General features: G+C 69.0%; 15 protein-coding genes and 1 pseudogene. 3 read left to right on the top strand and 13 right to left on the bottom strand.

All coding sequences use genetic code 11. The features are described from left to right. Nucleotides 1-102: pseudogene (locus P3G67_RS28615) on the top strand (IS5/IS1182 family transposase); the annotation flags it as partial. A 52-nt stretch (nt 103-154) separates the two neighbouring features. Here the strand turns inward: P3G67_RS28615 and P3G67_RS28610 are convergent. Together P3G67_RS28610 and P3G67_RS28605 are read right to left on the bottom strand one after the other, a co-directional pair. Continuing rightward, nucleotides 155-499, bottom strand: a complete 345-nt coding sequence (locus tag P3G67_RS28610; protein ID WP_276096067.1) for a hypothetical protein — start codon at nt 497-499, stop codon at nt 155-157. A gap of 293 nt (nt 500-792) precedes the next feature. Beyond that, a complete protein-coding gene (locus P3G67_RS28605; protein ID WP_276096066.1) occupies nt 793-1,860 on the bottom strand; it encodes an SAM-dependent methyltransferase in 1,068 nt (355 codons plus the stop codon). Nucleotides 1,861-2,274: 414 nt separating this feature from the next. Here P3G67_RS28605 and P3G67_RS28600 point away from each other — a divergent pair, with 414 nt between their 5' ends. After that, entirely contained in the window at nt 2,275-2,688 is a 414-nt protein-coding gene (locus tag P3G67_RS28600) for a DUF6010 family protein (protein WP_276096065.1), read from the top strand. 360 nt (nt 2,689-3,048) lie between these two features. Here P3G67_RS28600 and P3G67_RS28595 read toward each other — a convergent pair whose 3' ends face one another. From P3G67_RS28595 to P3G67_RS28575, 5 genes are all read right to left on the bottom strand, one after another. Then, on the bottom strand, nt 3,049-3,372 hold the full coding sequence (locus tag P3G67_RS28595; protein ID WP_276096064.1) for an Lrp/AsnC family transcriptional regulator: 324 nt from the start codon (nt 3,370-3,372) through the stop codon (nt 3,049-3,051). Between the two features lie 114 nt (nt 3,373-3,486). Next, nucleotides 3,487-3,843 carry a tetratricopeptide repeat protein gene (locus tag P3G67_RS28590; protein ID WP_269857598.1) on the bottom strand — a complete coding sequence of 119 codons (357 nt, stop codon included), beginning with the start codon at nt 3,841-3,843 and terminating at the stop codon, nt 3,487-3,489. Beyond that, nucleotides 3,840-4,829 (bottom strand): pirin family protein, encoded by a 990-nt coding sequence (locus tag P3G67_RS28585; protein WP_276096063.1) that lies wholly within the window; start codon nt 4,827-4,829, stop codon nt 3,840-3,842. Before P3G67_RS28585 ends, P3G67_RS28590 begins: the two co-directional genes overlap by 4 nt. 172 nt (nt 4,830-5,001) lie before the next feature. Beyond that, nucleotides 5,002-5,475, bottom strand: coding sequence for a flavodoxin family protein (locus P3G67_RS28580; protein WP_276096062.1), 474 nt, complete (start codon nt 5,473-5,475; stop codon nt 5,002-5,004). Between the two features lie 230 nt (nt 5,476-5,705). Next, complete coding sequence (locus P3G67_RS28575; RefSeq protein WP_276096061.1) at nt 5,706-6,716, bottom strand: helix-turn-helix transcriptional regulator; 1,011 nt, start codon at nt 6,714-6,716, stop codon at nt 5,706-5,708. Nucleotides 6,717-6,815: 99 nt separating this feature from the next. On the opposite strand from P3G67_RS28575, the gene P3G67_RS28570 reads away from it, so the two are divergent. After that, a complete protein-coding gene (locus P3G67_RS28570; protein ID WP_276096076.1) occupies nt 6,816-7,391 on the top strand; it encodes a DinB family protein in 576 nt (191 codons plus the stop codon). A 240-nt stretch (nt 7,392-7,631) separates the two neighbouring features. Here P3G67_RS28570 and P3G67_RS28565 read toward each other — a convergent pair whose 3' ends face one another. The 6 genes from P3G67_RS28565 to P3G67_RS28540 form a co-directional block, all read right to left on the bottom strand. Continuing rightward, on the bottom strand, nt 7,632-8,081 hold the full coding sequence (locus P3G67_RS28565; protein ID WP_276096060.1) for a lasso peptide biosynthesis B2 protein: 450 nt from the start codon (nt 8,079-8,081) through the stop codon (nt 7,632-7,634). Continuing rightward, nucleotides 8,078-8,335 (bottom strand): lasso peptide biosynthesis PqqD family chaperone, encoded by a 258-nt coding sequence (locus P3G67_RS28560; protein ID WP_276096059.1) that lies wholly within the window; start codon nt 8,333-8,335, stop codon nt 8,078-8,080. Before P3G67_RS28560 ends, P3G67_RS28565 begins: the two co-directional genes overlap by 4 nt. Next, nucleotides 8,332-10,251 (bottom strand): asparagine synthase-related protein, encoded by a 1,920-nt coding sequence (locus P3G67_RS28555; protein WP_276096058.1) that lies wholly within the window; start codon nt 10,249-10,251, stop codon nt 8,332-8,334. Before P3G67_RS28555 ends, P3G67_RS28560 begins: the two co-directional genes overlap by 4 nt. 134 nt (nt 10,252-10,385) lie before the next feature. Beyond that, nucleotides 10,386-10,526: a lasso RiPP family leader peptide-containing protein gene (locus P3G67_RS28550; protein WP_276096057.1), complete on the bottom strand. Its 141-nt coding sequence runs from the start codon at nt 10,524-10,526 to the stop codon at nt 10,386-10,388. A gap of 699 nt (nt 10,527-11,225) precedes the next feature. Next, nucleotides 11,226-11,459 (bottom strand): hypothetical protein, encoded by a 234-nt coding sequence (locus P3G67_RS28545; protein WP_276096056.1) that lies wholly within the window; start codon nt 11,457-11,459, stop codon nt 11,226-11,228. Nucleotides 11,460-11,629: 170 nt separating this feature from the next. Then, complete coding sequence (locus tag P3G67_RS28540) at nt 11,630-11,800, bottom strand: alpha/beta fold hydrolase (RefSeq protein WP_276096055.1); 171 nt, start codon at nt 11,798-11,800, stop codon at nt 11,630-11,632. Between the last annotated feature and the right edge of the window lie 488 nt (nt 11,801-12,288).

Below are 12,288 nucleotides of genomic sequence, written 5' to 3'. Positions count from 1 at the left end.
CGCGGGCTGGCCACCCGCTACGACAAGACGCCCGAAAGCTACCTCGCCGGACTCCACCTGCGCGGAGCGATCCTGTGGATCCGCAGCCTTCAACCCGCCTGAAGATCCGAACTACGAACACGCTCTAAAGGTCTTCCCTGGCAAGCGGGCAGGATTACGCGGAGCCGAACCTGACGGCCAGGGCCTGGGCGCCCGTGGGCGCGTCCCATGTGGCGCCGGTACCGACGAGGTCGCCCCATCCTCCGCCGCATGATCCGCTGGCGTACAGGAAGGCGGTATCGGTGGTGTCGTTGGAGAACTTCACCGCACCCCCGGTGAGCGGGACGCACGTGTCGCTGGACGGGTCCTGGCCTTGGATGCTCTGCCCGGACGGTGTGACGTAGGTGTAGGTGCCGGACGCGGCCTGTGCGCTGCCGGGCAGTACCGCCAGCAGCGTGAGCGCCGAGGCGATTGCCAGGACGGATTTACGGAACCGGCACAGTGCCCTTTGCGACCTCATGATCTCTCTTCCCTCGACGGGTCAGCAGCTCCCGCAGGCCACTGCTGGAAGTACGGCTGAGAGCACACGAGCCCGTCGCAACCCCGCCACGTGTACTGGCAGAAGAGGGTGCGCGAGCCGGGGCGCACTTGGTGGCGCCAGCCGACTGGCACACCGGCACCATCCGCCAGCCCGGCTCTACGGAGGCTCGTCATGTCACCAGGCTGCCCATCGAAAGACCAGCTATCCGCAGTGCAAATAGGTCAGATGAGTAGATAGTCGTGCTGTTCGGCCGTGGAGTGTCGTGGCTTCACTCATGACCCACCGGACAGGCCCTGGAGTTGGTCAACCGCCGGTTTGCGCATGATGACGAGTCGTCCCAGCGGGCTGTCGATGATCTGGGCGTCCTGGAACCCAGCCGCACTTGCTTCCGCGGCGAGAGCTTCAGCGGAGAGCCCGTAGGCGACATCCTGCTGCCGGTAGAAGAGCTGATCGAGTTGACCGCGAACGGTGGGCTGGTCCTGCGTGGCCGACGGCGGGAAGAGCTCCTGCATAAGCAGTAGACCGTCGGGGCGCAAGGCGCGGAAGATCGCGGTAAGGGTTTCCGCACGAGCGCTGGCGGAGAAGAAAGCCTGAGCCCAGTAGGAAACCGTGAAGGTCGCCTCGTCACGCAAGGTGCGCGCATCGATGGCCCGAAGCTCCACGCGTTCGTCGACGCCCGCTTCCTGTGCGCGGCGCCGGAGTTCGGTGGCGACCTCCGGGACGACCTCGACGCCAACCGCCCGCAATTCTTCGAACAAGGTGAGCGTCGTGAGCAGCGCGCCGCCTACACCGCTGCCAACGTCGAGCAGCGGACCGCCTCGTTCGAGTCGATCCCGATACTCGGGGAGTGCCTGATAGAGCGTCCCGTACAACTGCCGGGCGCCGGGCGTGGTCCGAACTCCCCAGTCGCGGGCGAGCGCCAGCGCCTGCGCACCATCGAGACCACGCGTGCGACCGGGCGGCTGCACCGCCTGCTCCAACTGGCCACGCGTCAGGTCCACGGCGCCGAGCACGGTGGACATATCGACACCGGAGGCGCCAACGACAAGGGCATCGAACGTCGGGCTCAGCTGAAACCTGGTGCTCCTTGTCTGCACCACACCAGCCGAAGTGAGCACTGCCAGCACGTTGGAGACCTGCTCGACTGAGACACCGGTCGCGGTGGCCAGTTCGTCGGCGGTGGTCTCGCGGTGTAGACGGTCGAGCCATCCCGCGTGATGGGCTGCCCGGAGGAGCTCGATGAGCTCCCTTCCCTCGGACCAGCTCTTTATCGCGGAGCGCGCCGTCAACGCGGCCCGAAGCCGATCCAGCCCTTGCTCATCCACACTCTGGCTGTTCACTGCCACTCCCATCACGTCGAGGACGCCACAGGCACCGTGCCCCCGTCGCCCAGCGGGATGGCGAGGGCCACCAACTGACCGCGTTTTACTGGGCAACCCTACACAGCGGCTCAGATGCCACGGCTGGCAAAACCCGCCAGTGCTGGGCGTGGTGTTGCGGGCCTTGGCTGTGGCGCGTCGAAGGCGGGTGAGCGCGCACCGCCCAACAGCCGCCTCATCGACGTGCCCGGGGCTGGGCCGGGGGTGGTTGCCTGAGCGTCGCCGATCCGACGCGCAACCTCCCAATGGCGACAACCCGTTGGAGCCTGTCGATAATGCCGCTGGGGGGTGGGCGGGGCCGGTCATACCGTTGTGAGCCGAGTCGGCCGCGCGACGCGGCCGACGGTTACACCACACTCCACGGAAGGCTCACGCATGCAGTACGTCACGCCCATCGGCGTCGGCATCCTCTACGCGCTGGTGATGTCCCTCATCCGCGAACCGCACCGCCGACGCTTCAACGCGATCATGGTGGCCGGTGCGGGAGCCGCCTACCTCAGTGGCGGCGGCCTGGGCGGCTGGGAGTTGGCGTTCACCGCCGTAGCCACCTACGTCGCCTACCGCGGTCTGGAGTCATGGACCTTCGTCGGCATCGGCTGGCTGCTCCACACCGCATGGGACATCGTCCACTATCTCAAGGGCCATCCCATTCTCACCTTCGATCACAACTCCTCACTCAGCTGCGCCATCTGTGATCCGGTCATCGCGCTGTGGTGCTTCCGGGGCGGCCCCTCACCCCGCGAACTCCTCCGCGGCAATCTCGGCCGACCGGCAGTTTCTGACAAGTGATCAGCCTTGGGGACGGCGGAGCCGGAGGACGAGGGACGCCAAGCGGCGGGGCCGGAGGAGACGCCAGGCGGCGGGGCCGCGCAGAGGCGACGCATTGAGGTGGCGCGAAAGCCCAATGGCTTCAAGGGTTTCGCGCCGTAGCCTCGCGCCTTCGACAAGCGAGCGTACGTCCCTCATGGCACGGTGGCCGTCGCGCAGGTCGACTGCGAAGCCACGCTGGCCGAGCAACGTGAGTTCCCACTGGACAGACACCTTGGCGAACTGCAGCCAGACGCACCAAGCCAGTTGCGGCATCGCCCCACGCTGTGCTGCTGAGTTGGGTGGCAGCACGGGTGGCGTCAGCGGCCGACCCCGAGGTCGTCAAGCGGGTAGGGACGTGACGACCTGGTTGCGGGCGTGCTGGTAGATGATCGAGCTGCGGAAGCCCACGATCTCCCGGCGCTTGCTGAACTTGTCCATGAGGAAGGCGTGCGGGGCCTCGACGCTGGGCACGGCCACATGGACGAGGAAGTCGTCTCCGCCGGCCACGACGAACACCGACAGGACTTCGGGCAGTGCGGCCACATACTGCTTGAACCCTTCAATGACCTCGCGGCTGAGCGGCCGGACGTGGACGTGCAGCAGCGCCTGCACGTGCCGGTTGAGAGCAGGCAGGTTGATCTCCGTGTGGTAACCGGTGATCACGGCTGCTGCCGGAGGGCGGGCGCCGAAACGCCCTTCACTTACGACCGGCCCTGACCGTCAACCGCCGTGTAACGCCTGGCGGTCCGGCATGGACGGGGTCCTCGGCGCGGGTCGTCAGTGTTCGACCGCCAACTCTCCAGCGAGCGCGGCGGCGACGCGTAGCCAGGGAGTGGCCTCGTCCGGTCGCCCCTGGCGCTGCAGGGTGCGCCCCAACATCAGGTGGGCGTAACTCTCGACAGGGTCCCTGGCGATGACTTCGCGTAGCTGCTCCTCGGCCTTCCGCAGCTGCGCGGAGTGGTAGTAGGCGCGAGCCAGCAGCAGGCGCGGCGCGACCTGCTCGGGGACCGCCTCGACTATGCCGACGAGCAGCCGGGCGGCCTCGGCATAGTCCTTGGCCTCGAAGAACAGGCCCGCGCGGGCCCAGCGCTGGGCCGTGCTCTCCTGCGGGTACGGGTACGTGGTGTCGGTCAACTGAGCTCCTCGCCAGGTGCCGTGTGGGGAACGCGCTCGGCGGGGATGACCCCGAGCCTGCCGCTCTGGTAGTCCTCGAACGCCTGGATGACCTCGGCTTTGGTGTTCATGACGAACGGCCCGAAGTGTGCGACGGGTTCACGGATCGGCCGACCGCCGAGGACCAGTACGTCGAGGTTGGGCGTCCGGTTGTCCGGCTGGCCGGTGGCGGCCACGGTCAGGGCGGCGCCCGGCCCGAGGACGGCCAGCTGGTGGGCGTCCAGCGGGCGCTGCTCGGCTCCGACCGCGCCGCGTCCGGACAGCGCGTACACCAGCGCGTTGAAGTCGGGCCGCCAGGGCAGCACCAGGCGGGCGCCGGGGTTGAGCGTGGCGTGGATCATGGTGATCGGCGTGAAGGTGGCACCCGGCCCGTGGTGCCCGGCCACGTCGCCGGCGATGACGCGCACCAGCGCGCCGCCGTCCGGCGAGGAGAGCAGCACCGCCTGCTGGCCCTCGATGCTCTGGTACCGCGGGGGGTTGCCCTTGTTGGCGCGTGGCAGGTTGACCCACAGCTGGATGCCGTGGAACAGGCCTCCGGAGGCGACCAGGGCCTGGGGCGGAGTCTCGATGTGCAGGATGCCGCTGCCCGCGGTCATCCACTGGGTCGCGCCGTCGGTGATCGTGCCTCCGCCGCCATGCGAGTCCTGGTGTTCCATCAGGCCGTCGATCATGTATGTGACGGTCTCGAAGCCGCGGTGCGGGTGCCAGGCGGTGCCCTTGGGCTCGCCGGGCGCGTACTCGACCTCACCCATCTGGTCCATGTGGACGAACGGGTCGAGATCGCGCAGCAGCACCCCCGCGAAGGCACGGTATACGGGGAATCCCTCGCCCTCGAAGCCCTGCGGCGCACTCGTCACCGAGCGCACGGCGCGCTGCGCAGCCGCTTGCGGGGTCGGTTCCGGGACGCGTGGCAGCAACAGTGTGTTCTCTACGGTCACGGCGGGCATTGCATCCTCCTCGGGCGGGCGTCGAAGCTGACGTGTAAGGTTGAACCTTAAACCATCTGCCCGTATTCCCGCCCCCATACGGCCGCCACAAGGGCGGCACCGCTGACGACCCCGGAATTGACGTCCAGGGGGTACGACGGCCGAGGATCACGCGGTGACTCCGCAAGACCGGTCAGGACGCCACACCGGTCCGAGCTCGTAGCTCTTCGGCAAACGTGCGCGCCGCCTCCAGATCGGCGGCGTTGGGCCGTCCCTTGTTGATACCGCCGACAAGCCTGAACGGGAGCCAGGTGTCGAATCCGCGACACGAGAAGGTGTCAGCCACCTCGAAGCCCTTCTGCTTGAGGAGCCGCACAAGGGGGCGGGCGAAGGGCCGGAACGGCGGTTCGGGTAGTCCGCTGGTGGCGAAAACAAACGCCCTGCGTCGTTCCCCCTTCGGGAGCGACCGGACGAACTGGCGCAGCCGCGGGTGGAACTTCGTCATGAAGATTCCCGAGCCGAATCCCACGAGGTCGTAGGTGGAGAGCTCCGCCATGTCGACCTGCTCAGGGTCGACAACAACGGCCTCCAGGACCTGGCCCATGACTTCGGCGATCCTCTTCGTGTTGCCATGGGACGCGGAGGCGCACACGATGATGGCCTTCATGATGGTGTTCCCTTCGCTTGCACGGTTTTCAGCGGCGTTCACACCTTGAGGACACCACCCGAGCGGCGACCGTGACAGGAAGGGGATGTGGTTACGATCACAGGGGGAAGCCGGTGGGGCGGGGCCGACTCCGGATCGTGACCGCCCAAGCGGTATATGACCCGATGGATCACATGAGGGTCACTGCCAATTCCCTGTGAAACCAACGGAGTTGGCGTACGTTTCCTGGCTCACTGGCTTGGGTGTGCCCAGGTGGGGTCGGTAGTCGCGGCTTTGGCGTAGCGGCGGGCCAGGTGGGCGAAGGCGTCCTTGAGCTTGGTGGGCCCGATGACCTGAATGTCGGCGTCGAACTTGCCGATAATGGCGGCCAGTGCGGGCCATGACCACGCGCCCAGAATGAGGCGGCACTGGTCCGGGCCGAGCTCTTCGACGACTCCGTCGTGACTGTAGGTGGACACGACATGGGCGGGCAGGCCGAGAACCACCTCGCCTCGGCAGGGCCAGCCGCCGGAGCCCTGAAACCTGCCGACCACGAAGTCGGCCACCTCACCTCCGGGCAGTTCGCGCGGGGTGAATCGAGGCCCGGTGGGAGTGCGCGGGCTGATGCGGTCGACGCGGAAGGTGCGCCAGTCGCCGCGCTGCAGGTCCCAGGCGACGAGGTACCAGCGCCCGCCCCAGTGGACGAGGTGGTGTGGCTGCACCTGGCGCGGCGGGATTGCGGCGGGGTCGGCGTCGGCGGCTTCCGACGGGGACGCGGGGGTGTAGTCGAAGCGCAGCACTTCGTGGTCGCGTACGGCCGAGCTGAGCGTCACGAGCACTTGGGGGTCGACCTGCGGATGCGGCCGGGTTCCCGGGCGTTCGACGGCGGTGACCTGGAGGGCGTCGACGCGATGGCGTAGCCGCGTGGGCATGACCTGCCGGATGGTGCTCAACGCACGCGCCGCGGCTTCCTCGATGCCGGCGCCTGTGGTGGCGGCGGTCTGAAGCGCGACGGAGAGGGCCACGGCCTGGTCGTCGTCGAACAGCAGGGGCGGCAGTTGTGTGCCGGCGCCCAGCCGATAGCCCCCGTCGGGGCCCTTGATCGTCAAGATCGGATAGCCGAGCTCGCGCAAGCGGTCGACATCTCGGCGCACGGTGCGCGCGCTGACCTCCAACCGCTCGGCCAGCAACTGCCCCGGCCAGTCCCGGCGCGCCTGGAGCAGGGAGAGGAGCGACAGCAGTCGTGCTGAGGTCTTCGGCATGATGCCCATCTTGCTTCGGGAAGCGGCCACATCCTGTCCGCTTCTGCTGGGACCGTGGTCGTGTCCACCAAAGAGAACGACCAGAAAGACCCGATCACTATGAACGCCACGACCACGCCCTCCACTCTCGACGGCGAGCGGGCCGACCTGCTCGCAGAACTCGCGGCCGCGCGATCCGCCCTGACCCGCACGGTGCACGGGCTCAGCGACGAGCAGTCCGGCGAGCGCCCGACAGCCAGCGCGCTGTGCCTGGGTGGGCTGATCAAGCATGTCGCGTCCATTGAGGAAGGATGGATGCGCTTCGTGCTCGATGGCCCTTCGGCACTTCGCTACGACCTGCCCGACGGCGTCACCTGGGCCGACATCGCGGACGGCACCGCACGCGAGTTCCCGCAGTGGATGATCGATCACCAGAACGACTTCCAGATGCTGCCCGGCGAGACGCTGACCGGGATCCTCAAGCGCTACGCGGAGGTTGGCGCCCGAAGCGAGGAGATCATCAGCAGTATCCCCGACCTGTCGGCGACGCACCCGTTGCCGGAGGCGCCCTGGAACGAGCGGGGGGCGGTGTGGAGCGCGCGCCGGGTGGTGACGCACGTCATCGCGGAGACCGCCCAGCACGCCGGGCACGCGGACATCCTGCGCGAGACGCTCGACGGGCAGAAGTCGACCTGACCGCTGAGGGTTTCTGACAGATCGGGTCGTGGCCCTGACCGGCGCTGCGCGCCGGAGGCGCGAGTAAAGGTTGTCCTCGGCCGCGCTGGCGACAGCCGTCACCAGCGCGGCGTCGGCCAAAGGGGCGCTGGGCCACCGCCTGGGCGCCAGCGGAGTGGCTGCCTGGGGCGCCGCAGGGCCAAGCAGGCACGTGGCATGCGGAGTTGATCGTGCTGAACCGGAGCCATGGATGTGCTGCAGTCACGATGGGGTTCCGCCAGATACGCGACCATGGGAGTGTCCCCTCGCTGGCACGCTGATCACCGTCCGGTAGGTGGTGGTGTCCTCGGGCTCGCCGACGGGGCGGCCCTCGGCCTCCACCCAGGCGTGCGCGGCGAACGGCGATGTCCGCACCCCTGAGCACCACGTGGGCCAGCTGCCGGCCAGTCGGCACAGCAGGGCGGTGGCCAGCGAACGCTGCAGGCAGTAGCGCCCGGCGCACAGAGTGCTGATGGCCGTCACGTCCTGCCGCGCCCGCAGCGTCTCGGCGTAGTCGGCCGGCTTGGCTCCACGGCGTACCACGCGCAGCACCGTGCGGATGCGGCGCGGTGGCAGCCTGGCGATGAGTCTGGCGGCGCCAACGGCCGTGCGGGCGGTGAGACTTCGGCCCCGCCGAGGCCTTGTCCCGTTGGTGTCAAGGACTTGGCTCACGGGGTGGTCACCAGCTTCGCCTGTTTGAGCTGGTCCACCAGTGCTGCGACATCGGCGGCCGCGCGCTCTCGACTCACTGGCTGCGTCTGGGCGAGTTGATCGGCCGCCTGCTGAAGGGTGGCGCCGTCCAGGAGGGCTTGGACGACGACGGCGCCGGTGCCGTTGAGCTGCCAGTAGCGTCCCTGGCGCTCGTCCAGCAGAACCATGCCGTCGTCGGTCGGGCAGGCGGTGACATCGGCGTGTAGTCGGCTCAACTTGGTGCTCCTTTAGGAGAGTTGTCGTGCTTGGGCGGCAGGGAGCGGATCGGTGCAGCTCGGTCCGGCTCGGGCCGGGGTGCACCGTGGTGGGTCAGGTGGACCGGCGCCGGATGCGCCTCAAGGTCCCGCAGCCATGCCTCGGCGCCGAGCGTTGACTCCAACTCCGCTGATCCGCCGCGGAGTAGGCCGGGGGAGAGCAGGGCCCGCCGCAGCAGTTCCGCGTTGGCGACGCCCGAGGCCACCAGCCGGGACTCCTCAGCCCACGCGGCCAGTTCGCGCCGGTGCAACCGCAGGCCGTGCTGCCACTCCACGCCGCAGTGGTCCTTGGTGGTCCGGTGTAGAACGCGAGTTGGCACCAGGCCGTGCATCGCAGCGGCGAGCAGCGGCTTGTACGACCACGGAGTCGCTGCCTCCTGGGGCAGGGTCGCCAGACAGGCGTTGATCACGGCGTCGTCGCAGAACGGGCTGTGCACGGGCAGGCCCTCGGCCGCCGTCCCGTACGCAAGGTGCCCGGCGATCCTCCCCGCTTCCTGCGCCTGGTGGATCCAGGCATGCCGACCGCGCTCGACGGCCAGCGGCTCGACGTTGCGGGCCGCGGCACGCAGCAGTTCGCCGACCAGGTCGACGGCCTGGTCGCTCGCCCATGGCGGCAGTTGCGGCTGCAGCCCCCACCCCTGCGGCGCTCGGATCACACGGCGTGCCGGGGCGGCCCGCAGCTGACCGGTGGTCCTGGCCAGCCAGGTCCCGTACGCATGCCCGTCGAGCAGCATGCGTGCAACAGCTGCCAGCTGCCAGCGGCGGCGGGCGCGCAGCCCGGCCGCGTGCCGCAGCCCCACCAGCGGGGAGCGACGCAGCAGCCCGTGCACGTAGGCGTCCGGCGGCTGGACCACGTGGTCACCACCGTGCCCTGACAGGCGGCGGACGGCCCCGCGCGCCCGCATCGCCTCGGCCAGATGGTGCTGCTGGGCTCGGTCACGCAGGGCGGCCGACGGCTCGTCGCCGGGGTCGCGGCGGTCGTCGAGCCCGGTGAAGTGGGCGGGCAACTCGGCGGAGGGGAACACCAAGTGCTCGGCACCGGGCAGGAGTTCGGCAGCGTGTTGAGCGTAGGCGTGATCCTCGTTGCCGGGCGCCGTCCAGCGCAGGGTGGCGGTGACCAGGCGGGCCCCTACCTCGGCGGCCAGAAAGCACAGGGAAGTGGAATCCATGCCTCCGGACAGGTCGGCGCCCAGCACCTCACCCGGCCGCACCCGCAGCGCCACGGCCTCGCGCAGCGCCTGCCGCAGGGCGGGGGCGGCCTCCGAGAGCGGCAGCTCGCCCTCGGGAGCCTGCCACCACCGGGCCGTACGCCACTGGCCGCCAGGGTCCAGGTGCAGGGCCTCACCCGGGATGACTCTGCGGATCCCACGCCACAACGCGCCACCGGCCAAGGGATGCGGCGCGGTGAACCCTGTCAGGCGCACGGCCAGTTGTGCGGTATCCAGTTCGGCGCTGGTGAGCCAGGCCAGGGTGCGCGCGCGGTCGGCACAGATGACGCCGCCCTCGACGGCCGTCAGGTATACCCGCCGCTCCCCGGACAGCGTCCCGCGCACGTAGGTGTGGCCGCCCACGGAAGCGATGACATGGAAGCTGCCATGGGCTTTACCCAGCGCACTCTCGACCGCGGCCAGGCTGTGCACGCGCCTGGCCCGTATGGCCAGCTCCTCGGTGGTGAGCGAGCACACCCCGGCGACGGCGAGCCGTACCTCCCCCGCGGCGGCGAACGTCAGTTCGTGGGGGGACCAGGCGCCGACCAGCCATGGACGCCCGGAGGGATGGGAGACGGCCTGGGCGGCCCGCTGCCGCAGTTGCCGCATGACATCGGGATGGATCTCGCGGTCCGGAAGAACGACGAACCAGGTGGGGGCGGAGCCCATGGGCCTGTCCTGAGCGGTGAGACGGGCAGGAGCGGAACAGAAATGGAAGGCGACTCCAGAACAAGCCGCGCGGGTCGCGGCCGGGTGCCAGCACCTCGCTCGCGCGGGGCGAAGCCAGCACCCGGCGCGTTAATTCAGACGCCGACCCAGTGGGCATGCCACCCTTCCGGTGTAATGCCTTCGACGCCCTGGGTGAGCTCGGCGTAGTCGCCCGCTTCCGCCAGCAGCGGGGGCTCGTAGACGTCGGCGGACTCAATGGCCAGTGCCTCGTTCACGGTGATCACATCCCTCCGGTTATCGGGAGCGGGATTTCCGCTCCCCTCCGGACCAATGAGACCCGAGCAGCACAAACCGCGCTACGCAGCGTTGCGTGTAACCACTCAAGCGGCCGACACCTATCGTCAATTAGCAGCGAAAACGGCTTGGTACGTTTATCGGCCGACGATGCTGACAATCCCGTCAGCCCCTGGTGGGGGCCGGTCTGTGGGGGGTGCGGGGAGGGCCGAGCACGGCAGGGCCTGGACCGCGTTTTCGTGCGGTTGGCGGAGCGCCGACTCGGCCATCGCGCGATCGGACCGTGTGGGGTGCCAGTACGGGGCCGAGAGGCGTACTCGCCGGAATCCGCGCTGCTCTTTCGTATCCGTTGATGGGTCTGCCGCGGGCCGGGCGGCGCTTGGTTCCCGGCCCGATCAACCCAGTCGCCGCAGGGTGACCGCGCCGCGTCGACGGCGTCGGCGAGCCGCCGGAGCAACGTGGGGGAAGTCGGGGTCCGATCAAAGTGCGTCCGCCGCATAGCAGCGCGTTTCGGCTTGAGTACTGGTTGACACGGCCGCTCAATGACTGCGGGTCCTGCGGGTGCCGACAAAATCATCTGCGTCGGCCGAGGGCCGCGTCCGTACTTGTTTCTGGTCGGGCGGCCGCTTGCGGCCCATGTGGCAGATCCCGGGCGCCGCCGGGACTTGTGGTCGAGCGCCTCAGCTGGCTTGTTGGTTGCAGGCCTCCAGTAGCACGGTCAGCGGACGCGATGGGGGGCCAGGGCGTACGGCCGGGTAGGTCTGGATTGCCGGGGCGGGGTCGGTGAAGGGGCGGGAGACGACGCGGGGGGCTGGCTGGATCTCGGCCTGGCGGGCGTAGTAAACCGTCCAGGTCGGCCTGCCGGAGGCGATGGCGCCCAAGGTGTCCTGGTCGGTTGTGAACGCCGGACCCATGATCACAACCGCTGGCGTGAGGACCTGAGTTGAAGGCTAATCAGGAAGATGCGAGCTTGAGGACGGCATCGCGTGTCGGCTTCCGGTTTCCAGCACACACGCAGACGCCACCCGGCGCGCAGGCCGCAGCCGTGATATGGCGAAGGCGCGTCTGGTGCGGACCGCGAGGGTCAGGCCGTGAGGAACCCGCGGATGGCTGCGGCGATCTCATCCGCGTGCGTCTCAAGCGCGAAGTGGCCTGTGTCCAGCAGCCGGACATCGGCGTCGGGGATGTCACGCTTGAACGCCTCGGCTCCAGCGGGGAGGAAGAACGGGTCGTTGCGGCCCCAGGTGGCCAGCAACGGTGGCCGGTGGGTTCGGAAGTACTACTGGAACGTGGGATAAAGCCGCACGCTCGCGTAGTTGACGGGTCCGGGCTCCATGGGTGTATTGCCACACCGTCGTGGCGGGCTGAAGCATGCTGCGGATCGCGTCGCGGTTGGCCTGCGTGGGTTCCTCCCAGTACGCGCCGCCCGCGCACGCACCGGGCTCGCCGATGACACGAAGGCGACGTCGCCGCTGGGGAACGCCCTGCCGATCTCACCCGGGATGAGTGCGTTGCCCACGATATGGCAGCCGCGCTGAACCGGGGCGCGACGCTCCCGGCGCCAACCGGCGGATGACCCGCTGACGGAGGCCCACGACTTGGCCCGTTGGAAGGTGACGCCTCGTCGGGCGAGAGGGCCACAGGTCCTGTCGGCCGACGAGGTCCAGCCTTTTGCTTTTGTGGATTTCCGGTTGTCGATCGGCTATCCGTGCGTTGTGTATTGACACATTGTGTTGGTTTTGG

It is taken from the genome of Streptomyces silvisoli, assembly GCF_029269905.1.
Lineage (GTDB): Bacteria > Actinomycetota > Actinomycetes > Streptomycetales > Streptomycetaceae > Streptantibioticus_A > Streptantibioticus_A silvisoli_A.
This window is presented reverse-complemented; position numbering and strand designations above follow the sequence as displayed.

What these genes read in the sequence shown, in the direction of transcription:
- P3G67_RS28575 (WP_276096061.1), bottom strand. Translation starts at nt 6,716, where the DNA reads ATGCCGAAGACCTCAGCACGACTGCTGTCGCTCCTCTCCCTGCTCCAG.
- P3G67_RS28585 (WP_276096063.1), bottom strand. Translation starts at nt 4,829, where the DNA reads ATGCCCGCCGTGACCGTAGAGAACACACTGTTGCTGCCACGCGTCCCG.
- P3G67_RS28545 (WP_276096056.1), bottom strand. Translation starts at nt 11,459, where the DNA reads ATGGGTCCGGCGTTCACAACCGACCAGGACACCTTGGGCGCCATCGCC.
- P3G67_RS28555 (WP_276096058.1), bottom strand. Translation starts at nt 10,251, where the DNA reads ATGGGCTCCGCCCCCACCTGGTTCGTCGTTCTTCCGGACCGCGAGATC.
- P3G67_RS28600 (WP_276096065.1), top strand. Translation starts at nt 2,275, where the DNA reads ATGCAGTACGTCACGCCCATCGGCGTCGGCATCCTCTACGCGCTGGTG.
- P3G67_RS28610 (WP_276096067.1), bottom strand. Translation starts at nt 499, where the DNA reads ATGAGGTCGCAAAGGGCACTGTGCCGGTTCCGTAAATCCGTCCTGGCA.
- P3G67_RS28580 (WP_276096062.1), bottom strand. Translation starts at nt 5,475, where the DNA reads ATGAAGGCCATCATCGTGTGCGCCTCCGCGTCCCATGGCAACACGAAG.
- P3G67_RS28570 (WP_276096076.1), top strand. Translation starts at nt 6,816, where the DNA reads ATGAACGCCACGACCACGCCCTCCACTCTCGACGGCGAGCGGGCCGAC.